Raw genomic sequence first — 24,466 nt, 5'->3', positions numbered from 1 at the left:
GCCATGGCCGGTGAAACCACGGTCGCCGTCGAGGCGACCGAGGAGCGCTTCCGCGCGCTCAAGCACTACCCGTCGCAGACCGGCTTCGAGGCGGACGGCACCGCCCGCTGGCCGGCCGACCAGTTCACGTTCGCGCTCGCCCGGGACGGCACCATCCGCCTCCTGGAGGACCTGCACGATACCGGCGCGCCCGCCGCGTCCTCCGCCGCGCCTGCCGGCGCTCCCGCCGCCACCGAGCACCAGGGCTAAGCCGCGATGGGCATCACCACGATCCCGGACAACTACAAGCTCCCGGGCCCCAACGTTCAGATGGATCCCTCGCAGGCCGGTACGCCGGTCGCGCCGAAGTGGATGCTGCTCGTCGGGCACGCGATCGCGGCCGGCACCGCCAAGCCGAACGTCGCGATCCCCACCGGCACCAACAACGACGCCGACGCGCAGTTCGGCGCCGGGTCCATGCTCGCGCGCATGTTCAAGACCGCCTTCAAAGGCGTCACCAGCGTGCCGATCATCTGTCTTCCGGTGCCGGAGCCGGCCGCCGGCGTCGCGGCCACCGGCACCATCACCGTCGCGGCCGCCCCGACGGTCGCAGGCACCCTCGCGCTTTACATCGCCGGCCAGCTCGTCCCGGTTGCGATCGTCTCGGCCGACACGACCGCGACGGTAGCCGCCAAGATCGCGGCTGCGATCGCCGCGACCCCGGACCTGCCGGTCACCGCCTCTGCGGCGGCCGCCGTCGTCACCCTGACCTGTAAGTGGAAGGGGCTCACCGGCAATGGCATCACCGTGCTCGATAGCTATCGCGGCACATACGGGGGCGAGCAGCTGCCGGCCGGCCTCGCGCTGACCTATCCGACCGGCAACCTGCTCGCGGGCGGGACCGGCACCCCGGACTTCACCAACGCGATCGCGGCGCTGCTCGACCGACCGTTCAAGTTCGTCGGCCTGCCGTTCCACGACAGCGGCTCGTACGCGGTGTGGGACCAGGAGTACGGCTTCTCCGACTCCGGACGATGGGGACCGTACCGGCAGAGCTACGGCCAGATCTTCTCGGCGCGGCGCGGCACCTACGCCGATACGTTCCTCTGGGGGCAGTCGAACAACTCGGCGCTGATCTCCACGATGGGCTTCGAGCTCCAGAGCCCGAGCCCGGGCTGGGAGTGGACCGCGGCCTACACCGCGGCGGCCGCGTTCTCGATCAACGCCTACGCGGCGCAGCCGCTGCAGACGCTGCCGCTGCTCGGCGTCCTGCCGGCGCCGGCGGACTACCGCTGGAACAAGGCGCAGCTGAACTCCCTCGCCCAGGTCGGCATCGCCATCCAGGGCACGGACGTCTACGGCGGCTCCACGGGCCAGCCGATCATCCTGCGCGAGCAGACGAACTACCAGAAGAACAGCTACGGCCAGGCCGACAACGCCTACGAGCTCGTGACCACGCTCGCCACCCTCGACGAGCGCTACACCCGGGTGCGCCAGGCGCTGACGAACAAGTTCCCGCGCTGCGCACTCGCCAACGACGGGACGAAGTTCGGCGCGGGCAAGCCGATCGTCACGCCGCTGATGATCAAGGCCGAGCTCGTCTCGGAGTACCGGGACATGGAGGCGGACGGCCTCGTCGAGAACGCGGCGCTGTACATCGCCAACCTCTCGGTGACGCGCTCGGCCACCGAGTCGAACACCGTCGAGATCCTGGATCCGCCGGACGTCGTGAACCAGCTGCGGCGGCTCAACATCAAGGGCCAGTTCCGCCTCCAGTTTCCGCTCAGCGCCTCCGGCACCTGATCGGCCCTCCACCCTCTCGGCAACATGACCCGCCCCTGGTGGCGGGTTTTTCTTTGGAGAGCCCATCATGGGTCAGAAGATCGGCGGCACCGCCTACCTGAAGGCGGGCGGCAAGCAGTACGACCTGCGCGGCTCGTTCATCGTCTCGCCCTCGCGGATCAAGCGCGAGGGCGTGGCCGGCCAGGACGGCGTCCACGGCTACATCGAGACCCAGCGCGTCCCGTTCATCAAGGCGGACCTCTCGACCACCGCCGGCCTCAGCATCGCCGAGCTCGACGCGATGGAGGACGTGACGGTCACGGCCGAACTCGCCAACGGCCGGAACTACGTCCTCTCCGGCGCCTGGACCGAGGCCGCCCACGAGATCAGCACCGGCGACGGCAAGGTCGCGGTGAACTGGGGCGGCCAGTCCTGCGACGAGCTCTGATCCACGCGCTGACCTGAGGGCCGACGATGTCCTGGCGCGACGAGCAGCGGCCGGCCTCGTTCCGTGGCGTGCCGTTCAAGGTCCAGGCGAACACCCGCATCGGTGGGCGCCGGGGCTTCACCTACGAGTTCGCCAAGAGCGAGCGGAGCGTCGACGAAGATCTCGGCCGGCGCGTCTCGCGCGCGAGCGTCTCGGGGTACGTCATCGGCCTCGATTGCCTCGAGCAGGCCGACGATCTGGAACTCGCGCTCCAGACGGAGGGCGGAGGGCTCCTCGTCCTGCCCACGATGGGCCAGGCGATCCTCCGGTGTGAGGTCTACCAACGGATCGAGACGAAGGACGAGGGCGGCATCGTCCGCTTCGAGATGAACTTCGTCCGCTCTCAGTCCGGCGCGGCCTCGCAGGCGAGGCCCGAGGACACGCAGGCGGCCTCGACCGCCTCCGCGGCGCAGCTCGCCGACGCGTCGGTGCTGTCGGCCGGCACCGACGACGACTGGAGCTAAGACCGGATGACCTTCGCCCAGCGCCGCGTCGCCGTCGCGGCGCTGAAGGCCGTCCTCGACGCGCTGCTCGCCTCCGGCGTGGACGCCTCGAGCCAGGACGGGGCGACGCTCCGGCAGCTGTGCGGCGCGCTCTCGGCCGACGCCGTTGATCGGGTCCAGGCCGGGACGTTCGCCGTGCCGTTGCTGGCGTGCTTCCGGGCGGCGACCACGGCCGGCGCCACCTTCGCGGGCATGGATCGGGTCCGGCAGCAGGCGCAGAGCGTCACGGCGGCCGACCTGCCGGTGCAGCGCGTCGCGCAGACCGCGGTCCGGCTCGCGCTCGCCGAGATCGCCCGGATCCTGGCGACGACGACGTTCACGAGCCGCCAGGACATCGACGCGGCGCTGGCTCGGGTCAACGCGGCGTTCATCCCGGCCCAAGACTTCGCCGCCGCCCAGTTCAACAACGTGGTGTGGCGCGCGCTCCTCGCCTCGCACGGCGACGTCGTGCGCGATCTCACCGCCCGGGCGCGCCCGCTGCCGCGGATCGTCACCTACAGCTTCGGCACGCGCATGCCGCTCCTGACGCTCGCCAACCGCCTGTTCGGCGATGCGGGCCGCGCCGACGAGGTGCTCGCGGAGAACCGCGACACGGTCCACCCCCTGTTCATGCCGGCCTCGGGCCGCGCACTCTCCAACTGATCCGGAGCGATCCCTTGTCCGACGCCAAGCCCATCGTCGTCCCGCTGAGCAAGCCGTGGACGCTGCCCGACGGCGACGTGACCATGGTCCTGGAGATGCGCGAGCCGGTGGCCGCCGACTTCATGGCGCTGGACAACATGCCGGTGACCATCAACCTCGCGCGGAAGGACTTCGAGCCGGTGTTCCACCCGACGGCCATGACGGCCTTCATCGGCCGCCTGGCCGGGCAGCCCCCGTCCTTCGTGGGCAAACTCCCGCCGTCCGACTGGGTGGCTGCGGCCTGGGCGGTCGTCCCTTTTTTCGTGCCGGGTTCGGACCCCAAGCCGTCCGCTGCGCCCTCCAGCTCGGTCTGACTTTTCGCTGCGATCCGAGCGGCTTCCTGGACAAGCCGATCCCCGAACTCTTCGCCCTGTTCGACAAGACCATGGATGAGCTGGAAGCAGCTCGCGAGGCGTCGGACGACTGACCTGAGGGATTGCCGTGGCCGACGACCGTCTCAGGATCGTAGCGGCGGTCGACGATCAGTTCTCGAAACCCCTGGAGAAACTGCGCGGCGAGCTGGCGAACACGGCCCGGGTGCCGGGCCTGGACGACCTGCGCAAGCGCTTCAGCGACATCGAGGGGACGATCACGCGGCTGCGCCAGACCGGCGCGCAGCTCAACACCGCCGGCGGGATCGGCGGTATGCTCGGCCTCGGCAGCCTCACCGGCATCGCCTCGGTCGCGGGGTTGGCGGCCAGCATGCGCGATCTCGCGCGCACGCAGGTCGAGATGCGGCACTTCTCCCGGGAGACCGGGATCGCCGCCGGCCAGCTGCGGGAGTTGCAGGAGCTCGGCAAGCGCTTCCAGATCGCCCCGGAGGCGGTGACAGGCGCGGCGACCAGTTTCGCCGACACGATGTACGATGTCCGGCACGGCCTCGGTGAGGCCTACGGGCAGATGCTCCAGAAGGCGCCGAACCTCGCCAAGGAGCTGCGCAACTCGAAGGACAACACCGAAGCGCTCGGCCACGCCCTCGGGTGGTTGAGCAAGCAGACGGACGCGATCGAGCAGAAGCGCTGGGCCGACGCGCTCGGCCTGGGCGGCCTGACCCGCCTGTTCACGGACGGACCGAAGGCGCTGCAGGACGCCTGGAAGCAGGTCCAGGCCTCGGGCATCGGCAAGCCGAACCCCGAACTGGAGAAGCAGTCCAAGGCGCTAATCGACGCCATGAACCGCTTCGACACGTCCGTCGAGACGATGAAGCGGACATGGGGCCCGACCCTGTTGGGCGAGATGGCCGGCGCCGTCGACAAGCTGACGGGCTCGTTCGGCAAGTTTGCGGAGGCCTACGAGAAGTTCCGCAACGGCCACCCGATCGATGCGCTCAAGACGATCGACGAAGCGACCGATCTAGGTATCGGGCAGCGCAAGAACGCGCCGCCCTCGAAGCCCGCAACCAACCTCGACGAGCAGCTCGACGCGCAGATGCGCGGGCAGAGCGCGCAGTCGCCGGCCGAGAAGGATCGCGCCGCCCGGCTCGCAGCCGCGGAGGCGCGGCTCAACAAGGCTCGGGAGGACCTGGGTTACGAGCAGCGCCGCTTCCCCGTGAAGGACGAGGGGGCGATCAAGACGCTGACCGAGGAGGTGCGCAAGCTCAACGAGGAGCTTCGGCAGATCCGCGACGGCGGTGCGACGCGGCAGGGGGCCAGCTTCGACGGCGCGAGCCCCGGTGGGCTCGGTGGCCTGATCCAGAGAGCGTCGTTCGGCGGGTTCGGGGGCGGGTTCGGCGGTGGCTTCGGGGGCGGCGGGTTCGGCCCGGGCAGCCCCTACGGGGCCGGTGTTCAGCCCTTCAAGCGGTATCGCGGCGATGACGGTGGTGGCGCTGGTGACCGCCCGGGCGGCGGTACTCCGACCGGTAGTTCGGCTGGCAGCCTGACGAAGCTGGTCGAGGACGTGGCCAAACAGGTCGGGATCGACCCACGCATGATGCACGGTATCAGGGCGGGTGAGAGCGGGAAGAGGCACAACGGCAGCAACCCGGACGCAGCCTACGATCGCAAGGATGACGCGATCGAGAGCTCCTGGGGGCCGTTCCAGCTCAACCGTCGCCGCGGCCTCGGCGTCCAGTTCGAGAAGGAAACCGGCCTGGACGTGCGCGATCGGCGCACGATCCCGGACCAGGTCCGATGGATCGCAGAGGGACTGAAGAAGCACGGTCGGTCCTGGCTGCGGAACTGGATGGGCTATCGCGGCGATCGCGATGCTGGTCCGAATTGGGGCGACTCCGGCTATGTCCCAGAGGGCGATACCGCAGGCCTGCGCCTGAAGAGCGCCGAGGCGACCGCCGGCGGTGCCGCCGCTTCCGGTCTGACGACGCTGCTGAAGCGCCTGCAGGACGGCGAGCTACCCGGCGGCCTCGACCGCGTTACGGCGCTCAACGATCGCTTTCATCACCGGGCCAACCCGGCATCGAAGCACACGAAGGGCTTGGCCGGCGACATCACGCTGCGCGATGCGCGGCGGTCGGTGGAGGCGGCCGAGGCCATCCGGCAGCGACTCCGCGAGGCGGGCCTGTCCGACCGCGACTTCAAGGTGATGGACGAGTATCGCAATCCGTCGGGTCACGCGACGGGCGGTCACATCCACACTCAGTTCAGCACCCACGAGGCGGCGGAGCGGTACCGCGCCTACGTCGAGGCGCAGGACAAGAAGCGGGAGGAGGCGCGCGCCAACGGGCGGCGCCCCGATATCCTCGCCGACCCGAACGACGAGCGCCGCAAGGCGCCCGGCGGCATGCTTAAGCGCGCGCGGGAGGCGGGCGTGGTCGGCGGAGCGGGCAAGGGCGCGGACGGCCAGAACGGTCGCATCCTCGGCGAGATCAGCCTGAAGGGCTTCCCGGCCGGCACCCGCGCCGACTTCAAAGGCGAAGGCGTGGTCCAATCGGTCAAGCTCAACCGCGGCTCGACCATGTCCGCCGCGGAAGCGTGATCCGATGCCCAACCCGAAGCTCGTCGCCCGCATCGCCGCGGGCGGCGACCTCTACGACAACTGGACCACGGTCAGCGTCACGCGGACCTACGGCTCGCCGACCAGCGAGTTCGTGTTCAGCTGTGCAGAGCCCAGCTCAGGCACCAATGCCAAGAAGCTGATCAAACTCAAGCCGAACGACCGGGCCCAGATCTTCCTCGCCGGTATCCAGGTAATCGACGGGTTCATCGAGATCCGCAACGCCGGCTACGACGCGAACCAACATCAGGTCCTCGTCCAGGGCCGATCGAAGGTCTGCGATATCGTCGACAGCTCGGCCGATCCGCGGGAGTACAAGGGCTACAAGCTCGACGCGATCGTGCGCGGCCTGCTGAAGCCCCACGGCCTCAACCTCGTGACGAAGAGCCTACCGGCCGAGGCTCAGAAGGCGATCAAGGCGTTCCGCACCCACCATGGGGAGACCGCCTGGGAGGCGATCGAGCGCCTCGGACGAATGCGCGGGGTGATCTTCACCGACGACAAGGACGGCAACCTCGTCATGTCGCAGGTGGAGAACCAGGGCGGCTCGGTCGCTGATTTCGTGGAGGGGGTGAACATCCTCGCGGCTTCGGCAATGCTGCGCAGCGATGGGATGTTCGGCCGGCTCCAAGTGAGCGGCCAGGATCGCGGGTCGGACGAGAAGAACGGCGCCGCGGTCGCTCAGGTCGCGGCCGTCGCGAACGACTCGGGCACGCGCGCCAACCGCCAGCTCATCATGCTGGCGGAAGAGCCGCTCGACACGAAGGATGCGCAGGCGCGTGCCGATCGGGAGATGGCAGAGACCATCGCGCGCCAAGTCGAGGCCATCATCACCGTGCCGGGCTGGACGCGCCCCGACGGCAAGCTCTGGGACGTCGCCGATCACTGCACGGTCAAGTCGCCCATGCTGTTCCCGACACGGGACGGCTCACTCGATCTTGCGATCCGGCAGGTCAACTTCGTGCAGTCGGCGCCCGGTCAGACGCTGACGACCCTCTCGCTTTGCCTGCCGAACGCCCTGAACATCCTGCCGGGCAACGACGCGACGCGCGGGGCTGCGCCGAACATCCTGTCCGGTGCCTACACGCCGGCGCAACCGCAGGCGGGGTCGGCCTGAGGGGCGAGGCGCCGAGCCCGTAGAAGGATACAGCGAGCGCTAGCGGCGCGTGCGGGGGCGAGCGACAGGGAACACGTCACCGGCGCCCATCTCGTGCAGATAGCGACGCTGATCTTCGCACCATCGCTGCTCGCCGGTGATCTCGACCTCCGCGACCCGCCGTTTGATCTCGGTCGGCATCATCTCAGCCACACGATCGCTCGCGAAACGTTCTGCAGCCTTCATGTAGACACTGCCGTAGGTACGAGCGCGGCTCACGTCGGTTGGTATGAGCGTGGGGCAGACCCGCGCGATAGCTTCGAAGCGTGAGGCGGAGCGAATTACCTGCTCCAACTCGGCGTCGTCCGACGCGATCACGACGCTGGCCGATAGAAAAGTGGCGGCTAGCGCAGTGGATAGCGTGGCCCAGGCCATCCTCGAATGATCAACCCAATCGGGGCGTTCAACAGCAGCTCGGAGCATCGTCAAGGCTTCCGAAAATTCAGCGGATACAACGAACGTACGATTTTCCGTCGACCTGGAGGCGAGTTGCGCTTCGAACAGACCATGTTTCTGATCGCTGCTCGCCGTCTTTGTTCTTCTCGTAATCTTCCCAGAACTCGTGACACCGTAGCGTTACGCGAATGGAACGGCCAGCTGGTTCTCGGTCGAGGATTTTGCAATGCCATTCATAGCGGTCTGCGAGGGGGCCACCCTTCGATCCGAGATCAATCAGTAGCCGCGAGTTGGGACCCTCGTCGTCTCGGCATTCCTTGTCCGTGCGAGCCCAGACCCCTTCAAAGGGCTCGCGAGCCTGAGCGGGAGCGATCAGTAACGCGGCTGCAGCGAGTATCGCAGATGCGCGGACGTGAATGCCGATCATCGATCGTACCCACTGGCCGCCACGTATCGCTCTCGGAGCGTGAGATCCGCACCGTCCATCTGTTTGCCTCCCAGTGTGCCGGCGTTGTCGTTTTCGGGCGTTCGCCGGCCCGCTCAACAAGCCCGGTCGCAGCATGATCCGCAAGACCCTGTCGGCGGCCGCCCGCGGGGCGATGCTGGCATTCTCCCGTGGGACGCTGACCAAAGCGAGCGATGCCACGAAGATGCAGGAGGTCGACGTAAAGACCCTCCTGGGCGAGGCCTTCAGCGGCATCGAGCACTGGCACCCCTACGGGATCACCCACGTACCGCTGCCGCCGGACAGCAAGGGGGCCGCGGAAGCGCTCGTCGCATTCCTCGGCGGCTCTCGCTCCCATCCGGTGGTGATCGCGATCGCGGACCGGCGTCACCGCCCGAAGAACCTCAAGCCCGGCGAGAGCTCGCACCACGACGATCAGGGCCAGCACAACCACCTGACCCGGGACGGCATCAACCAGACCGGCAAGAAGGTCACGATCACGGGCGGAGACGACGGTTCGGGCCGGGCGGTGAAGCCCGCCACCGACAATTTCGAGCTCAACGAGCAGCTGAAGGGCATGGCGGCCCGCCTGTCGCAGATCGAGGACTCGCACCACGCCATGCACAACGTGTTGTCGATGCTGCGCGACAACACCGAGCAGTTCGTGCCGGGCCTCAAGGCCCTCAACCTCGCCACCAAGGTCACAACGGCACTCAGCGGTCTTCCAGCGGGTCTGGACGCCATGAAGGCGCTCGCGGAGGGCAAGCTCACCGGCTACCTGCAGAACGCCCTCCAGCGCGGCCTGAAGACGTTCCTGGACCCCGGCCGGCTCATGGGCATGACGAGCCTGCTGTCGGGCGGGATCGAGGGCCTGATCGCCGGCCTCGAGGCGCAGATCGCCGGCCTGATCGCCAACAACCCGGTGATCGGGATGGTGGACGACCTCGTCGACGAGCTCGAGGCGCTGAACGCGAGCGGCGGCCCCGAGGCGGCGGTCGCCGCGAAGACCGCGGAGCTAACCGGCCAGATCGAGCAGCTGACCGGCGCCAACCCGGTGATCGGCCAGATCGCCAACCTGCGCGGCCGGCTCCAGCAGCTCGCCGACCAGGCTGGGCCGGCCATGAACTTCCTGGAGCCGCAAAAGCGGCTCGTGCAGGGCCAGACGAAGTCGATGCGCTTCGGCGGCCCGGGCTGAGAGACCCGCCATGACGGACGTCCGGATCGCGCCGAAGGGCACAGGCCCGGGCCAGCCCTTCCAGGCCGTCGACCTCGACCTGCTGCTCACGCCGGCGGGCCAGCTCGACACCTCGGACGAGCTCGCCACGGCCGTCGTCGTCGCCCTGATGACCGACGCGCTCGCCGGACCGGACGACGATCTGCCGGACTCGCGCGACACCGACCGCCGCGGCTGGTGGGGCGACGTCGACGCGGCCGAGATCTGGGACGGCTGGCCGATCGGCTCGAAGCTCTGGCTCCTGTCCCGGACCACGATCACGGGGGCGGCAGCCCGCAAGGGCGCCACCACCGTCCAGGTCGAGGACTACATCCGCGAGGCGCTCCAGCCGTTCCTCGACCGGAAGATCGCGACACGCTTCGACGTCACGGTGGTCCGCGCCGGCGTCGAGCGGATCAAGGCGCGGATCGTGATGTACCGCGGCGACGAGCTGCTGCTCGACCTGCGCTTCTCCGACCTGTGGGCCGGGGTCGTCGTCTCTGCGCCGACCGGCTGACCACCCGCCACCACCCGAGCCGACCCGCCGAACGCCGCATCCGCGCGGCGCGCGAGAGGATGTCCCATGCCGTTTGCCCTGCCGGACCTGCCGACGGTCCGCCGGACCAACCGGGACAACCTGGCGGCCTTCCTGGAGGGCGCCGACGCGAGCGTGCCGAACAGCGCGCTGCGCGTGCTCTCGGACATGAACGCCGGCGGCGCGTTCCTGAACCTCAAGTACCTCCAGTGGCTCGCCAAGAACTTCCTGCCGGATATGGCGGAGAAGGGCTGGCTCGACCGGTGGGCCAGCATCCTGTTCGGCGGCCGGAAGGCGGCGACCTTCGCGTCCGGCACGATCTCGGTCACCGGCACGCAGGGGACGAAGCTCGCCGCCGGTTCGATCCTCGCGACCTCCGACGGGGTCCAGTACCAGACCGCGGCCGACGTCTACCTCTCGGCCGCCGCGACACCGGTCGCCGTCACCTGTCTGACCGCCGGCGCGATCGGCAACCGCGACCCGGGCGCGCTGCTCTCGCTCACGGTCGCGGTCTCCAGCGTCAACGCGCAGGCCACCGTCGTCCTGATCGACGGCGGCGCCGACACCGAGAGCGACGACGACCTGCGCGTTCGGATCCTGCTGCGGATCCGCAACCCGCCGATGGGCGGGTGCGCCACCGATTACGAGCAGTGGACCCTGTCCCTGCCCGGCGTCTCCCGCGTCTGGGTCGCGCCCATGGAGATGGGCATCGGCACGGTCACGGTGCGCTTCGCCTGCGACGTGCTGCGGGCCTCGAACGACGGCCTGCCGACCCTCGACGACTGCGCGATGGCCAAGGCCTACCTCGACACGGTCCGGCCCGTGACGGTCGCGGACCTGTTCGTGGTCGCCGCGCTCCCGCAGGGGATCATCCCGCGGATCCTCAACCTGTCGAACGACACGCCCTCGACGCGGCTGGCGATCGCGGCCGGCCTCCAGGCGATGCTCCTGGAGAAGGCCGCGCCCGGGCAGACGATCTTCGCCTGCTGGATCTCGGACGCGATCACCGAGGCCGTGGGTGACGCGACCTTCGACCTCGCCACCGGGGACTTCGCGATGGCCAACGCCGGCTCGATCGCCTCGCTCCGGCAGCAGTTCGGCGGCGGGATCGCGTTCACATGAGCGACGCCTTCATCCGCCGCGACGGCGAGGACTACGCGGAGGCGTTCGCGCGGCTCCTGCCGACCGGTGAGGCGTGGTCGCGCGATCCGGCCTCGACCCTGATGCAGCTTGTGCGCGGCCAGGCCGAGATCTGGGGCGCCGTGGTCGACCCACGCGCGGCCGACCTCCTGGAGATCGAGACCGACCCGCGCTTTACCCTGGAGCTGCTCGCGGACTGGGAGCGGGCCTACGGCCTGCCGGATCCGTGCGTGCCGGTGGTCCAGACGCTGCCCGAGCGCCGTCAGCGCCTCGCGCAGAAGATCGCCATGCAGGGCGGCCAGAGCCGCGCCTTCTTCATCGGCGTCGCGGCCTCGCTCGGCTACGCGATCACGATCAAGGAATACGTGCCTTTCCAGTTCGGGCTGTCCTCGTTCGGTGGCAGCCACGGCCGGATGAACCCGCCCGGCTTCCGGTACTGCTGGTCGGTCACAGTCTCCGGCGCGCGCCTGACGCGCTTCCAGTTCGGCGTCTCCTCGTTCGGGCGCGACCCGCTCCTGTCGATCCGCCGGGCCGAGGACCTGGAGTGCATCTTCGGGCGCCTCAAGCCCGCGCACACCCTGCTGTTCTTCAACTACGGCGCGCCGGCCCCGACGGTGCGCCAGCAGCGCTTCTCCTTCGGCACCTCGACCTTCGGCGGCGATCCGCTCCTGCGCCTGATCGCGAGCTGACGCGCGCCCGCGCCGACCACCAGCACCTCTGATCCGGCCGCCCGCGCGGCCCTCAACCGGCTCCCACCGGAGGCATCGTCTTGCGCAAGCACTTCCCGCTCAACAGCAACGGCGCCGAGGATGCCGGACAGCTGCCCTGGAAGGACGGCGTGCCGTCGACCGGCGTCGAGGGCTCCTACCCGGGCCAGGCGCTGTTCGTCGACACGGAGGCCGAGATCCTCGCGGCGATCGACGCCTCGGGCCAGGCCCGCAACGGCTCGGACCTGACGCAGTTGGTCCAGGCGATCGCCCGCGGCCTGTACCTCGGGCAGTTCACCGGCACGGCCAACGCGCTCACGGCGGTGCTCGCGAACAACGTCGCCTTCGCGAGCCTCCTGCGCGGCGTGCGCTTCACCGGCTACGTCACCGCCACCAACACCACCGGCGTCACGGTCGCGATCACCTGCCTGACCGGCGCCAACGCCGTCGTCCAGGCACCGCTCCTGACCAAGGGAGGTAATGCGCTCGCCGCCGGCGACCTTCCGGTCAATCAGGACTTCGAGATCCGCTGGGACGGTGCGGCCTTCCGGATGGTCGGCTCGGTCGCCAGCGAGGGAATTTCCCCGTCGCAGAGCCTGACGATCGTCCAGGCGGCCGGCGCACCCTTCGGCCTCAAGCAGTACGTCAACACGAACCGGCGCGTGATGTCCGGCCAAGGTACGGACGTGCAGCAGAGCGCCTGGGATGCCTTCACGCATCCGAAGCGTAGCGCGAATAGTCGCCTCCGCCTCGATCTGGGCTTCGACTTCCGATCATCGACGGCGCCCGGTCAGGGCAACGGTCCGTCGATCGTATACCTCAACGTCGGCGGGCAGATCTTCCGGATGCCGATGGTGAACTCCTATCCGGGGTCGCAGGCTCTCAACCGCATCAAGGTCTTCTTCGATGGGCTGCCGGCGGGGAACACGTCGGTCTCCGTCGGCTTCGGCCGCTACGACACGGCCGCGTGGGCGGGGACCTTCGGCCCGACCAACACGGATGACTCGGGTCGCCTTCCGGTCAGCACCAGCACCCTCGACATCGATGAGGTCATCCTGACGTCATGACTGCTCTCCTCACCGGCCCCTACGACGCGCTCGTCTTGAGCGACCTCCTTCATGCGCAAAAAGGCGGCGGCTTCGTCGAGCTGCAGCCGGTGGAGGAAGGCCAGCAGCCTTCCTTCCTGCTATCCGACGATCTCGCCCGCGACACGGACGGCACGCCGAGCGGCTACGCGGCTGCGGTGACCTCCCGCCTCCAGGGGGTGAAGAGCAGCCTCAAGGCGCAGGTCGACGCCGAGGCCGAGGCGCTGCGCCTGACGCTGATCACGCCCGGCTCCGGCCAGGCAATGGAGTACCAGGAGGCCTACGCCGAGGCAGTCCAGGTCGACGCGGCGATGAAGGCCAACGCGTCCGCCACCTTCGACCCGGCGGCGTTCCCGATGCTCGCGGCCTCGCTCGGCTTCGATCTCGACCCCCAGACGGGCAAGGCGACCACCGACATTCCCGGCGAGGCCCGGGCGGTGCTCGCCGCCTACGACGCCTACCAGAAGGCGGGCGCCGCCATCCGGGGTGTGCGCCTCCGGGCCAAGGCCGCGATTGATGAGGCGGCCGACGCGGCGTCGGCGTCGGCCGCCGCCGCGGCGATCGTCTGGCCGACGCTGGCCTGATCCGGCCCTCCACGACCTGTCCGCCCCGCGCCGCCTCCGGGCGGCATTTTCATGCCCGTCGCCCTGAGGTGAGCGCGTGTCGAACCTCGCCCTGATCCAGCCGCAGCGGGTCGATTTCGACACGACGCAGCTGACCGACTGGCTCGACGGCCTGCCGATGATCGGCACGCCAGGCCCGGGCGGGACGGTGGCCGGGGCGGCCAACCTCGGCACCGGCGCCCTCGCGGTCGGCGGGGTCGCGGCCGGAACGTCCTACGGAGCCCACACGGTCACCGTCACGGCGATCGCGGGCGGCCTCACGTACCTCGCCGTCACGGACCCGGCCGGGCTCGTGACCGGTCAGGGTGTGGTCGGGGCGCCCCTCTACGCGGCCGGCATCACGCTCACGGTGGCGCAGGGTGCAACGCCCTTCGCCGTCGGCGACAGCTTCGCGGTCTCGGTCCTCCCGGTGGCGGTCGACATCACCGGCCTGCGCTTCGATCTCGATGCGCGCGCGTCCGTCGGCGACCTGTCGATCGCGCTGCGGGCGACGAGCACTGGCACGCTGCCAACGATCGTCACCGGCGGCGCGGGCGGCACGGTCGCCATGCAGGTGCCCCAAGCCGTCATGGCGCAGCTGCCGCCCAAGCCCGACGGCTACCCCTACGCGATCGTCGCGACCGACCCAGTGACCGGTCTCAAGGTCCCGGCCTTCTACGGCCTCATCCACCACACCGCCGTCCCCGCACTGATCGGACAGGGAGCCTGAGAGCATGGCGATCCGAGGCTCGTCGCTCGCCGGCGCGATCATCCCGGTCGGCGGCCCGGCGGGCTTGTCCGGCCAGAGCGCATACGCGGCGTGGCTCGCGCTCGGCAACACCGGTTCGATCGGCGATTTCATCGCGTCCCTGAAGGGCGCGGACGGCCTCGTGCGCTCGATCAACGGCGCTTCGAAGTCCGCCCTGTCCCTCGGCGACATCGGTGCGGCGCCCCTGCAAGCGTTCGGGCCGACCCGCGCGCAGATCCCGAACCGGGTGATGCTCGTCTCCGCGTTCCGGGTGTCGGGCTTCACCAACGTCGGGGATTACGGCGCGGGCGCCGTCTACGTCGCCGGCAGCTCCACCGGGCCGATGGCGATCCAGGACGCTTCGGGGGCGTGGTACCAGCTCGATCTCGGCGCACCGGTTATGTTCGCCGGCTGGTTCGGCGTCGCGCCGGGCATCCTCACGCCCGCGCAGGGTGCGCTCAACCGGATCGGCCTCGCGCTCGCCTCGACGTACCTCTCGACCGGGCGCGTGCTGTACACGCCGACGGGCAAGATCGCGCTGACGCCCGATCCGGCCAACATCAACGCGCCGGCCTGGAACCTCGGCGACGGTACGACGAACTCTGTCGCCACCACCGCGGCCTGGACGATCCGGCCGGTCGGTGGGTGCTCGACCCCGGGTGCGGGCGAGCTCGGTGGCCCCGGCGGGACGGAGTTCGTCGCGGTCGGCGCCTACGGCACGGGACCGATGATCCGGGTCAACGGCCCGATCCCCGGCATCGACGTGCGCGCCTCGGTGAACGCCGCCGGGCTGGCCGCCACAGGCGTCGACATCATCCACCCCTTCCGCTCGCACCTGGAGATCGAAGCGCAGGGCTACACCGTCAACGGGGCGGTGCTGCGCACGATCAACGGCCCGACCTTCAGCGGCCTGACCCAGGGCTTCATGGAGTGCACCGGCCGGATCACCGCGACGCAGCCGGCGAACCGGACCGCCGAGGGCGTGGTCCTGCGCGCGTGCGAGGCGACCGTCGCCAAGGCGAACCCGGCCTACTTCTACCAGGGCTTCTCGCGCAACGAGATGCGGATCAAGGCGGAGATCCCGGGCGCGACGGGATGCGCCGGCATCGTCGTCGACCGGATCGACAACAACGGCCTTCCGCTGTGCTTCCCGTTCATCGGCGGGGGCGGTTTCGATGCCGGCGCCGGCGGCGTGCGCGGCATCGCGTCGAGCGACGGATTCTTCCCGTGCGAGAACAACTTCGCCGGCGGCCACGTCATCGGCGGCTTCATCGGCCAGTGGGGCTCGGGCGGCAACTTCGCGGTCCCGTACTCGACCTCCGACGGCGAGCCGCTGCCGGCTCTCGGGTCCGGGTTCCAGTTCTGGACCTACACGGGCCTGATCGGCTACCCGCGCCGGATCTACGGCGACAGCAGCTCCACGCTCACCCAGCCGACGTACAGCTGGGGTGCATGGCAGAACACCGGCCTCGGCCTCGCCGCCGACGGCTCGGGCGCAGGTTTCCTCGTCGCCGGCGGTATCCTCGGCCTGCAGTGGGACACCTCGGGCCGGGTCGGCCTCGGCATGGCGCCGGTCGCCGGATACGGGGCCGCGATCAACGGCGACCTCAACCTGTCGGGCGGATCGCGCACGATCTACCAGAGTTCCGGGAGCTACTTTCAGCTTCAGGCTCAAGTCACGATCTTCCTGGCCACCGCAGGTCAGCAGCAAGTCACGGTCGACGCCAACGGCATCTACCCGTCGACGACGAACCGGAACTGCGGGCTGTCCAGCTCGCAATGGCTCAACGTGTTCTCGGCCGCCGGCACGTTCTCGGGCCCCGTCAAGGTCGGGACCTACACGGTCGCGACCCTGCCGACGGCGGGCGTGGCCGGGCGGCTCGCTTTCGCTACCAACGGCCGCGCCCTCCAGTCCGGCGGCGCGCTCGAGGCGGCGGGCTCCGGAACCGGCTGCCTCGTCACAGACAGCGGTTCAGCGTGGCGCATCGCCGGCACCAACATCACCGTCTCAGCCTGAGGGCCCCATGGCACGCGCGATCCACATCGAGGAGTTCTGCTGGCGCGGTCGGCCGGAGGGAAGCGATCAACCGGCCGACTGGCACATCCGCCTGATGGCCACCGGCGGCATGGACGACTTCAACAAACCGATCCCGGCCGCCTTGAGCGATCCGATGACGCCCGAGCAGGCCGCGGCAGCGGGGTTCCCGCTGCCGACGATCTTCGCGGCCATCAACGCTGACGCTCTGGCGCAGGTGACGAGCCTGCAGGCGACGATCGCGACCTTGCAGAAGACCTTGGCCGACGAGCGTATGGCCAGCGCCGATCAGGTTACGGCGCTCCAGGCCAAATTCGATGCGCTTGAGAAGCTCGTCGAGCTCCAGGGCCGGGCCGCCGCCGCAGCCTGACCTGCGGACGGCCGGCGCGCGCCGCCTCCGCCCAGACATCCCGCCCGAACGAGGTCTCCATCCATGGCCGCCACGGTCATCGACACCGCGGGCTGGCAGGTCGTCGTGCCGCTCAAGCCCGCGGTAAACCTGGCCGGTGCACACCTCACCGCGACGGTCGCCGAGCGCTTCGGCGGCATCGTGGTGGCGCTCGACAGCACCGTACTGGTCCCGGGCTACGGCGCGCGCCAGATCGACTGGAGCGTCGACGCCAACGGTCTCTCCGACCGCCTCGTGCTCACTATCACGCGGGCGATGCGCGGCGACTGGCTCGCCACGGCAGCCAACGGCCTGCCGGGCCTCGTCACCCTGTTTGCCGACGTGAAGCGGACCGTAGCGGGCTCGACCCGCGATCCGGAGACGCTTGGCCGGACCAGCATCGTCGTCGTGCCGGGCACGGACTCTCCGGCGGTCGCGGCGGCGCGGGGCAGCTTCCAGGCGGTGCTGGCACCTGTCCCGCAGCTCCTGCCGGTCTCCGGGACCGCGCTGGTGATGGGGCCTCAGGGGCCGGGCTTCCCGCTCCCGGCCTTCGACCCGATCGCCGACGAGGGCAAGACCTTCGGCATGCGCGTCGTGAACGGCGCCCTCGTCTGGGTGGTGCTGGACGGCGGCGGCGCGACCGTCGTGGCGCTCTCTGGGGCGATCCCGGGAGGCGGTCTCATCGGCGGCAATCTCAGTCGGATCGCCGCCGCGGCGCTGGCTGGGTCGCTCCCCGGGCTCGGCGGTCCAGCCGGTGGGCTCACGATCGTCAACGCCGGCGTCGCCGCGCTGGCTGGCGCGGTGGCGGCGGGAGGCGCCCCGACCGGCGCCCTCGGCGTCGTCGCCCCGGCGGCGTTGGCAGGTGCGATCGCGGCGGGCGCAGGCCCCGTCGGCTCGCTCGGGCTCGCCCGCGCGCTCGCAGGCGCGCTCGGTGCCGACGGGCTCGCCCCCGGCGCCCTGACCGTGGCGATCCCGCTCGTGGGTGCTCTGCAGGGCGGCGGCGGACCCGGCGGGGCGCTTGCGGTCGCGATACCGCTCGCGGGCGGCCTGCAGGGCGGCGGCGGGCCCACCGGCGCCCTGAGCATGGGCGCCGCGCTCACGGGCGTGGTGCCTGGCTCGGGCGCGCTCGCGGGCGCCCTGTCCGTCGCCGTGGCGATGGCCGGCGCGCTGCCCGCCGCGGCCGGCCCGGCCGGTGCGCTGACCGTCCTCGCCGCGACCGCCCTCGCCGGCGCCATCCCGGCGCCGCTGGGCCCGCGCGGCGCGCTGACGGTCGCGCCCGGCCTCGTGAACGCGCGCAAGGGCCGCCTGATGGCCGCGCTCGCCGCCTGATCCCCTTCGACCCGATCCCCCTCAGGAGACCACGACCATGTCCGGCAATTCGACTTATGCCGCCCAGGCGTTCCTCAACTGGCTGCGCGGCACCGCCATGCCGACGGCTCCGACCACCCTCTACTTCGCCCTGTTCAACGGCGACCCGACCGACGCCGGCACCGGCGGCACCGAGGTGACCACCAGCGTGCGCGCGGCCGGCCGCGTCGCGGGCACGTACGGCGCCCCCTCGGGCAAGAGCATGACCAACGGCAGCGCGGTCAGCTTCGGCAATGCGGCCAACGCGGTCGCGAGCGTCACGCACTTCGCGGTCTTCGACGCAGCGACCGGCGGCAACATGCTCGGCTCCAACGCGCTCGGCTCCGGCGCCGGCGCGATCTCGTCCGGCGCCGCCGTCTCCTTCGCCGCAGGTGCGCTGACCTGGGGCGCGTGATCGGCCGCCCGCCGACAGCCCGCCCGAGCCCCGCTTGATCGCCGAACCCCCGAGAGACTGACCCATGGCCGGCCAGACCAGCATCACCGTCCAGTCCGATGCCTCGGGCTCGGCGATCAACACCCTGCCGGCCTGCGGTCAGGACGCGCCGGCCGGCTCGCTGCCGGTCGTGCTGGACACGAGCGTCGAGACCGCCGTCGGGACCGCCGGCACCCGCGCCGTCACGGTTCAGGGCGCAGCCGGCGGCGTGCCGCTGCCGGTCGATACGGTCGTGCGCGGCACGGCCACCAGCCACAGCGGCACGATCGCGGCCGGCGGCACCGCGCAGCAGCTCATGGCGGCCAACGCGAGCCGGCGCGGCTTCGTGGTCCAGAACCAGTCGAGCGGCGACCTGTACGTGAACGGCCTCGGAACCGCGACCGCCGATCAGAACAGCCTCAAGATCGCGGCGGGTGACTTCTACGAAACCTCCGTGCAGCACGTCGGCACCGGTGCGGTCTCGATCATCGGCGCCACGACCGGCCAAGCCTTCTACGCGCGGGAGTACTGAGCATGCCGCTCAAGCGCGCCTTCGCCGGCATCGCGTCGGCGACCGCCGCGGCGGTTGCCGGGCAGACCACGATCACCGGCCTCGTGCCCGCCGGCTCGACCGCGACCGCCTACAAGAACGGGTCGGCCGCCGGCGCCGCCACCGTCTCGGCGCTCGGCGTGGCGAGCTACACCTTCTCGGCGGCGCTGGCCGGCGGCGACAAGGTCTATTTCGCCTGGAGCCTCACCGGGCAGACCCCGCTTTTCACGGTTCCGGGCATGGCCAAGACCGTCACCGGGATCCTGGGCAGCGGCGACAGCATCACCCGCGGCTACGGGCTGCCCGCGCCGACCACCGACAACTGGCTCGCGCAGCTCGCCGCGCTCGCGGGCCTGCCGTTCTACAACGACGGCGTCGACGGCAAGAAGCTGCAGGCGATCGACGCGGACTGGGCGACCTCGGGCAACGCGGGCCGCTATAGCGCGGCGAGCCTGAACACCTACGTGCAGATGGGCGGCTGCAACGACCTCCGCGCGGGCGCGCTCGCCACCGATCTCCAGACCTACATCCAGAGCGTCATCGGCAAGGCGAAGTCGGCCGGTTACACGGCCTGGGTCTGCACCATCCTGCCCGAGACGGGCTATGCCGGGTGGGGGAGCTCGGCCGAAACCCAGCGCACGAACTACAACACGTGGCTGCGCAACAACTACGCCTCGTTCGCGGACGGCCTCATCGACTGGGCGACCGCCTCGCAGATGCAGGACACGTCGAGCACGGTCTACTACCAGGACAGCCTGCATCCGGCGAAGGCCGGCGCCGCGGTCCTCGCCCAGTTCGCGCAGACCGCGATGGCGCTGCCCTCCGCCTCCTCCACCAGGGCGCTCGGCGGCGCGGTCAGCGGGGTCAGCAAACTCACCGGTGCGCTGACCTCGACCGTCGCCGCGGGCGCGCTCGCCGGCGCGATCGGGGCGGGCCCGGCGCTCACCGGTGCCCTGACCGTCACGGCGGCCGCGTCCGGGGCCACGGTCCAGTGGAACGCCAGCGACAAGAACGCCGCCGTGACCAGGACCTCGGCGACCCGCGTCGATCGCGCCTCGACGGCGGGCGGCACTTGGGCGTCGATCCGCTCGGACACGTCGAAGAGCTCGGGCGTGCGCTACGTCGAGTTCACGGTCAACGTCTCATCGTCGGACGGCCTGATCCTCGGGTTCGCCAACGCGACCGAAGCGCTCACCAACTATATGGGCCAGTCGGGAAACTCGACCGGCGTGTGGTCGAGCGGTACGACGATGATCGGCCCGACCTTCAACACGAATTTCGGCACCTGGGCGGCCGGAGACGTGATCTGCCTGCTCTTGGACTTCGGAGCCAAGACGTTCTCGGTCAAGCGGAACGCCAGTGCCTGGGCTACGCCGCAGAACGTCGCGAGCCTCGTCGGCACCGGAGCGTTGTTCGTTGGCGCCACGATGAAGAGCAACGCCGAGCTGCCGGCGGTGACGGCCAACTTCGGCGATCAGGCCTTCGTCTACACGCCGCCGACGGGCGCCGTCGCCTGGAACGCGTAGCCGACGTCTGAGCCCCGACCGTTCCCGAAATCTTCGGGAACGGTGGCGGCCCGCCGCTCTCCGTCCTCAGCGAAGCCAGGCGATGATGTACAGGAGCGCGCGGGCGAGCCCGGTCGCGGCGAACCACGTGCCGAACACGATCCACGCCGCGGTGGCACCGAGGCCGACCACGAACAGGGCAACCGCCATCAGCTCGCGCAGCAGCTCCCACTGACGCGCCATCCATCCCGCCATCGCCGTCTCCCGGTGAACGGCATCGCGTGGCCCACGGCCTGACAGTTCGCTTCTAGCGGTCGATCGGACGCCCGCCGCCTACCCCTTTCGATCCATCGGAGACCACCATGATCCTCCAGCGCCTCGCGCTGCGGGCGGCGATCGCCTGCGCGCTGCTGCTCGTGCCCGGCCACGTCTGGGCCATGGACGGCATCGCGTCGACCTACGGCCGCGAGATCTTCCGCATCAACCCGAAGGGGCTGACTGCCAACGGCGAGCGGTTCAAGCCGATGGGGCTGACGGCGGCGATCTGGGACGTCCCGTTCAACACGCGGCTCCGGGTGACGCACCTCGCGACCGGCCGGAGCATCGTCGTTCGTGTGAACGATCGCGGGCCGCATCGGAGGCTCGGCCGCCTGATCGACCTGTCGACCGGCTCCTGCCGGGCGCTCGGCGCGTGCGGCCTCGCCCGGGTGCGGGTCGAGATCGTGTCGCCCGGGCGGCGCGTCGCGGACGCGCGCTGATGCGGGCTCGGATCCTGGCGGCGATCGCCGCCGTCCTGGTGGTCGGCGCGCCGGCCGCGGCCGCCGCCCGCTCGCGCATCCCGCACCTGCCGGGCCGGCCGAGCGCCGCTAGCCTCCTGGCCGCGGCGCCGATCGCGCCGAATGGCCTGCTCATCCACGACGCCGGCCGCCTGCGCACCCTCGAGCTCGACGAGCTCGCGCCGCTGCGCCTGCGCCTCTCGATTCCGTTCTGAGGACCTGACCGATGACCGACTGGAAGCGGATCCTCCCCGCCGTGGCGCCGCGCGCGCGCGCCGACGTCATCGCGGCGTTCGTGGCCGCCGACGACCGGATCGCGGCCGCCGAGATCACCACGCCCCTGCGCATCGCCCACTTCCTCGCGCAGCTCGCCACGGAATCGGGCGGGATGACGCGCCTCGAGGAGAACCTGTTCTACACGGCCGAGCGGCTGTGCGTGGTGTGGAAGAAGCGCTTCCCGACGCTCGCGTCCGCGCGGCCGTACGCCGGCAACCCGAAGGCGCTCGCCGAGAAGGTCTACGGCGGCCGGCTCGGCAACGTGAAGCCCGGCGACGGCTGGCGCTACCGCGGCGGCGGCCTGATTCAGAACACCGGTCGGGCGAACTACCGCGATGCCGGGTTCGAGGCCGATCCCGACCGGCTGCGCACGCCCGCCGGGGCGATCTCGGCCGCGCTGACCTACTGGACGGACCATGACTGCAACGCGCTCGCCGACGCCGACGACGTCGCGGCCTTGCGTCGGCGCGTCAACGGCGGCGACATCGGCCTGCCCGAGTGCCGTACCTACCTCGCCAAGGCGAAGGCGGCGCTGCGCGTCATCCCGGCCCAGGCGAAGCTGAAGGCGCTGCGCTACCCCGTCGGCGCGGTCGATGGAGAGCACGGCGATCGGACCACGGCGTCCGTGCAGCTGCTGCAGAAGAAGGCCGGCCTGCCCGTCACGGGCGAGCTCGACGACGACACGCTCGCCGCGCTCGACACCGCCGCGCCGCTGGCCGCGCCGGCGAAGGACGCGAACCTCGCGAAGAGCCGCACCATCCAGGGCGGCGCCGTCGCGGCCTCCTCCGGCACCGGCCTGACGATCGACAACGCGATCGAGCTCAAGGAGCAGCTGGAACAGGCCAACAGCCAGATCCAGGCCGGCACCGTGCTGGGGCTGATCGTCGGCGTCGTGATCGTCGCCGGCGCGCTCTACGCCCTCTACGCGCGCTGGGACGATGCCGGCCGGCCCGTGCCCGGCTTCCTGGCGCGCCGCTTCCCCCACCTCGCTGGAGCGCGCGCCTGATGTTCGACTTCTCCTGGACTGGCATCCTGCTCGCGATCGCGCCCCTGCTCTGGGCCGCGATCTCGCCGGTGACGCTCAAGATCCTCGGCGCTGCCGTCGCCATCCTGGTGCTCGGGCGGATCCTTCTGCCCACCCGCCTGCGCATCGTCGCTCAGACGGCCGCCGCCGGCATCGCTGCCTTCGCCTTCTGCTGGCAGGTCGCGGCGGGCGACGGCGCGCGCCGCATGCTCGTCCACGATCACGCCGTGGCGCTGAAAGCCGAGCAGCTGCGCGCGGAAAAGGCCGAGGCGATCACCCGCGAGGCGGTCGAGCTGCGCGCCCGCGACCAGGCCGACCGGCAAGCCGACCTCTCCAAGATCAAGGAACTGACCGATGCGCTCGCCCGTGATCCGCGCCGCGATGGCGTCTGCCTGCCTCGGCTTTGGTCTCAGCGGCTGCGCAAGCTTTAGGGCCGGCCCGCCGGCGATCAATCCGCTCGCGCCGGCCGACATCCGGGTCACGCTGCCCGAACCGCCCGAGGGCGTGACCGACTGCCTGCGCCAATCCTTCCCGGAGATCCCGGATCGATCGCTGACCCGGGGCGACGTCGTGCGCATCATCGGCCGAGCCAAGGTGCTCGACCGGGCGAAGGTGGCCTGCGGCGGCCGGGCGCTCGCCTGGATCGAGGCCGTGCGGCGTGAATTCGCCAAGCCCTGACCGGCACCGCAAGCCCGTGAAACTTTCACGGGCTTCCCCACCCGACATCCGGCCCCTCGCGCACGCGAGACAGGGCCCATCCGCGCGCGACCGGAACACCGGCGCGACGCCTCTCCGGCCATGGGGGCCAGGATGATGACCTCTCAGCTCCAGCAGCAGCAGATCCAGCCCATGACCGGACGGCCGACGGAGGAGCGCCTCGGCGCGCTCGAAGTGCGGGTCGGCGGCATCGAGGACGGCATCCGCCACATCGTCACGAAGCTCGACAGCCGGGACAAGGTACCGTGGGGGGCCATCATCGGCTCGTGCCTCGGTGCCATCACGCTGATCGTCACCCTGGTCAGCGGCATCGGCGCGCTCGCGTTCTCGCCCCTGTCGGCCGGCATCACCGACATGAAGGCCGCCTTCGTGAAGATGGAGGCGCGCGCCGACCGCTACGTCCCGCGCGAGGACCTGGACGCGCGCTTCTCCGTCATCACCCAGCGGCGTGACGATCTCCAGCGCCTGACCGACGCCCGGGTCGAGCGGATCGAGCGCGATCTCGACGCCGCGACCAAGCAGATCGTCCCGCGCGGCGAGCACGAGCAGATGTGGGCCGCCCAGCGCGCCCGCGATGCGGATCTCCAGCGCCAGGCCGACCAGAACCGGCAGGGCCTCTACGACCTGAACACGCCGCGCGACACGATTCAGGGCATGCAGCGCCGGATCGACGAGCTGGAGCGGGATGCGCGGGCGCCTGCGCGGCGCTGAGTTTTGCAACACCGGCGCACCGCGCGCCGTTCATCGCGACGTGGCGCCCTGGCTTCGGCCGGGGCGCTCTTTTCGCGTTTCAGGACTACCGGTAACCGGTACCTACCCGACTTCCGTACCTCTGCCGGAACGGGCGAAGGCCGTATGGTCATGTGTGATTTTTCGCACCGCCCGGTTTGATTTCGGAACCCACGATTTGATTTCCCGCCGACAATCAGAGGGCGTGCACCGGTACAACGGCGCGGGGTTGTGATTGCGCTGTGGCTCATTATCTCTGGTCAGGAACTTATCACGGT

At 70.5% G+C, this 24,466-nt stretch carries 29 protein-coding genes; 27 read left to right on the top strand and 2 right to left on the bottom strand.

All coding sequences use genetic code 11. From position 1 onward, the window contains the following. The first annotated feature begins 3 nt into the window (after nt 1-3). The 8 genes from ACLBYG_RS20775 (at nt 4) to ACLBYG_RS20740 (ending at nt 7,498) form a co-directional block, all read left to right on the top strand. Nucleotides 4-249 (top strand): hypothetical protein, encoded by a 246-nt coding sequence (locus tag ACLBYG_RS20775; protein WP_447682670.1) that lies wholly within the window; start codon nt 4-6, stop codon nt 247-249. Between the two features lie 6 nt (nt 250-255). Continuing rightward, nucleotides 256-1,782, top strand: a complete 1,527-nt coding sequence (locus ACLBYG_RS20770) for a phage tail sheath C-terminal domain-containing protein (protein ID WP_447682669.1) — start codon at nt 256-258, stop codon at nt 1,780-1,782. A 67-nt stretch (nt 1,783-1,849) separates the two neighbouring features. Next, entirely contained in the window at nt 1,850-2,209 is a 360-nt protein-coding gene (locus ACLBYG_RS20765; protein WP_447682668.1) for a phage tail tube protein, read from the top strand. A 26-nt stretch (nt 2,210-2,235) separates the two neighbouring features. Further along, on the top strand, nt 2,236-2,712 hold the full coding sequence (locus tag ACLBYG_RS20760) for a DNA circularization N-terminal domain-containing protein (protein ID WP_447682667.1): 477 nt from the start codon (nt 2,236-2,238) through the stop codon (nt 2,710-2,712). A 6-nt stretch (nt 2,713-2,718) separates the two neighbouring features. Next, nucleotides 2,719-3,393, top strand: coding sequence for a hypothetical protein (locus ACLBYG_RS20755; RefSeq protein ID WP_447682666.1), 675 nt, complete (start codon nt 2,719-2,721; stop codon nt 3,391-3,393). A gap of 14 nt (nt 3,394-3,407) precedes the next feature. Beyond that, entirely contained in the window at nt 3,408-3,746 is a 339-nt protein-coding gene (locus tag ACLBYG_RS20750; RefSeq protein ID WP_447682665.1) for a phage tail assembly protein, read from the top strand. 331 nt (nt 3,747-4,077) lie between these two features. After that, nucleotides 4,078-6,363 (top strand): hypothetical protein, encoded by a 2,286-nt coding sequence (locus ACLBYG_RS20745; RefSeq protein WP_447682664.1) that lies wholly within the window; start codon nt 4,078-4,080, stop codon nt 6,361-6,363. A 4-nt stretch (nt 6,364-6,367) separates the two neighbouring features. After that, nucleotides 6,368-7,498: a phage baseplate assembly protein gene (locus tag ACLBYG_RS20740; protein ID WP_447682663.1), complete on the top strand. Its 1,131-nt coding sequence runs from the start codon at nt 6,368-6,370 to the stop codon at nt 7,496-7,498. Nucleotides 7,499-7,537: 39 nt separating this feature from the next. Here ACLBYG_RS20740 and ACLBYG_RS20735 read toward each other — a convergent pair whose 3' ends face one another. After that, nucleotides 7,538-7,912, bottom strand: coding sequence for a hypothetical protein (locus ACLBYG_RS20735; protein ID WP_447682662.1), 375 nt, complete (start codon nt 7,910-7,912; stop codon nt 7,538-7,540). 581 nt (nt 7,913-8,493) lie between these two features. On the opposite strand from ACLBYG_RS20735, the gene ACLBYG_RS20730 reads away from it, so the two are divergent. The 13 genes from ACLBYG_RS20730 to ACLBYG_RS20670 all read left to right on the top strand — a co-directional run bounded on the left by ACLBYG_RS20730 (nt 8,494) and on the right by ACLBYG_RS20670 (nt 20,687). Next, nucleotides 8,494-9,573 (top strand): phage baseplate assembly protein domain-containing protein, encoded by a 1,080-nt coding sequence (locus ACLBYG_RS20730; RefSeq protein WP_447682661.1) that lies wholly within the window; start codon nt 8,494-8,496, stop codon nt 9,571-9,573. A 10-nt stretch (nt 9,574-9,583) separates the two neighbouring features. Further along, complete coding sequence (locus ACLBYG_RS20725) at nt 9,584-10,108, top strand: phage GP46 family protein (protein ID WP_447682660.1); 525 nt, start codon at nt 9,584-9,586, stop codon at nt 10,106-10,108. A gap of 66 nt (nt 10,109-10,174) precedes the next feature. Further along, nucleotides 10,175-11,248, top strand: coding sequence for a baseplate J/gp47 family protein (locus ACLBYG_RS20720; RefSeq protein WP_447682659.1), 1,074 nt, complete (start codon nt 10,175-10,177; stop codon nt 11,246-11,248). Continuing rightward, on the top strand, nt 11,245-11,955 hold the full coding sequence (locus tag ACLBYG_RS20715) for a YmfQ family protein (RefSeq protein WP_447682658.1): 711 nt from the start codon (nt 11,245-11,247) through the stop codon (nt 11,953-11,955). Before ACLBYG_RS20720 ends, ACLBYG_RS20715 begins: the two co-directional genes overlap by 4 nt. A gap of 80 nt (nt 11,956-12,035) precedes the next feature. Next, nucleotides 12,036-13,040 carry a hypothetical protein gene (locus tag ACLBYG_RS20710; protein WP_447682657.1) on the top strand — a complete coding sequence of 335 codons (1,005 nt, stop codon included), beginning with the start codon at nt 12,036-12,038 and terminating at the stop codon, nt 13,038-13,040. After that, the gene (locus tag ACLBYG_RS20705; RefSeq protein ID WP_447682656.1) at nt 13,037-13,642 is read left to right on the top strand and encodes a hypothetical protein; all 606 of its coding nucleotides are present in this window, start codon (nt 13,037-13,039) and stop codon (nt 13,640-13,642) included. The genes ACLBYG_RS20710 and ACLBYG_RS20705 overlap by 4 nt, the downstream gene beginning before the upstream one ends. Nucleotides 13,643-13,718: 76 nt before the next feature. Continuing rightward, nucleotides 13,719-14,390 (top strand): hypothetical protein, encoded by a 672-nt coding sequence (locus ACLBYG_RS20700; protein ID WP_447682655.1) that lies wholly within the window; start codon nt 13,719-13,721, stop codon nt 14,388-14,390. A 4-nt stretch (nt 14,391-14,394) separates the two neighbouring features. Next, nucleotides 14,395-16,425, top strand: coding sequence for a hypothetical protein (locus tag ACLBYG_RS20695; protein WP_447682654.1), 2,031 nt, complete (start codon nt 14,395-14,397; stop codon nt 16,423-16,425). 7 nt (nt 16,426-16,432) lie between these two features. Beyond that, entirely contained in the window at nt 16,433-16,813 is a 381-nt protein-coding gene (locus tag ACLBYG_RS20690; RefSeq protein WP_447682653.1) for a hypothetical protein, read from the top strand. Between the two features lie 63 nt (nt 16,814-16,876). Beyond that, a complete protein-coding gene (locus tag ACLBYG_RS20685) occupies nt 16,877-18,160 on the top strand; it encodes a hypothetical protein (protein WP_447682652.1) in 1,284 nt (427 codons plus the stop codon). A 37-nt stretch (nt 18,161-18,197) separates the two neighbouring features. Then, the gene (locus tag ACLBYG_RS20680; protein WP_447682651.1) at nt 18,198-18,593 is read left to right on the top strand and encodes a phage tail fiber protein; all 396 of its coding nucleotides are present in this window, start codon (nt 18,198-18,200) and stop codon (nt 18,591-18,593) included. 64 nt (nt 18,594-18,657) lie between these two features. Continuing rightward, a complete protein-coding gene (locus ACLBYG_RS20675) occupies nt 18,658-19,143 on the top strand; it encodes a hypothetical protein (RefSeq protein WP_447682650.1) in 486 nt (161 codons plus the stop codon). 2 nt (nt 19,144-19,145) lie between these two features. Continuing rightward, nucleotides 19,146-20,687, top strand: coding sequence for a GDSL-type esterase/lipase family protein (locus ACLBYG_RS20670; protein ID WP_447682649.1), 1,542 nt, complete (start codon nt 19,146-19,148; stop codon nt 20,685-20,687). A 66-nt stretch (nt 20,688-20,753) separates the two neighbouring features. On the opposite strand, the gene ACLBYG_RS20665 is transcribed toward ACLBYG_RS20670, so the two are convergent. Beyond that, on the bottom strand, nt 20,754-20,921 hold the full coding sequence (locus ACLBYG_RS20665) for a hypothetical protein (RefSeq protein ID WP_447682648.1): 168 nt from the start codon (nt 20,919-20,921) through the stop codon (nt 20,754-20,756). A gap of 107 nt (nt 20,922-21,028) precedes the next feature. Here ACLBYG_RS20665 and ACLBYG_RS20660 point away from each other — a divergent pair, with 107 nt between their 5' ends. From ACLBYG_RS20660 to ACLBYG_RS20635, 6 genes are all read left to right on the top strand, one after another. Further along, on the top strand, nt 21,029-21,424 hold the full coding sequence (locus ACLBYG_RS20660) for a septal ring lytic transglycosylase RlpA family protein (RefSeq protein ID WP_447682647.1): 396 nt from the start codon (nt 21,029-21,031) through the stop codon (nt 21,422-21,424). Beyond that, nucleotides 21,424-21,657 (top strand): hypothetical protein, encoded by a 234-nt coding sequence (locus tag ACLBYG_RS20655; protein ID WP_447682646.1) that lies wholly within the window; start codon nt 21,424-21,426, stop codon nt 21,655-21,657. The genes ACLBYG_RS20660 and ACLBYG_RS20655 overlap by 1 nt, the downstream gene beginning before the upstream one ends. A gap of 11 nt (nt 21,658-21,668) precedes the next feature. Further along, on the top strand, nt 21,669-22,724 hold the full coding sequence (locus ACLBYG_RS20650; protein WP_447682645.1) for a peptidoglycan-binding protein: 1,056 nt from the start codon (nt 21,669-21,671) through the stop codon (nt 22,722-22,724). After that, on the top strand, nt 22,724-23,173 hold the full coding sequence (locus ACLBYG_RS20645; RefSeq protein WP_447682644.1) for a hypothetical protein: 450 nt from the start codon (nt 22,724-22,726) through the stop codon (nt 23,171-23,173). The genes ACLBYG_RS20650 and ACLBYG_RS20645 overlap by 1 nt, the downstream gene beginning before the upstream one ends. Beyond that, entirely contained in the window at nt 23,109-23,420 is a 312-nt protein-coding gene (locus ACLBYG_RS20640; RefSeq protein ID WP_447682643.1) for a hypothetical protein, read from the top strand. The genes ACLBYG_RS20645 and ACLBYG_RS20640 overlap by 65 nt, the downstream gene beginning before the upstream one ends. Nucleotides 23,421-23,552: 132 nt before the next feature. Continuing rightward, nucleotides 23,553-24,170, top strand: coding sequence for a hypothetical protein (locus tag ACLBYG_RS20635; RefSeq protein ID WP_447682642.1), 618 nt, complete (start codon nt 23,553-23,555; stop codon nt 24,168-24,170). The last annotated feature ends 296 nt before the right edge of the window (nt 24,171-24,466 follow it).

The sequence above is a fragment of the Methylobacterium sp. D53M genome (genome assembly GCF_053345625.1).
This window is presented reverse-complemented; position numbering and strand designations above follow the sequence as displayed.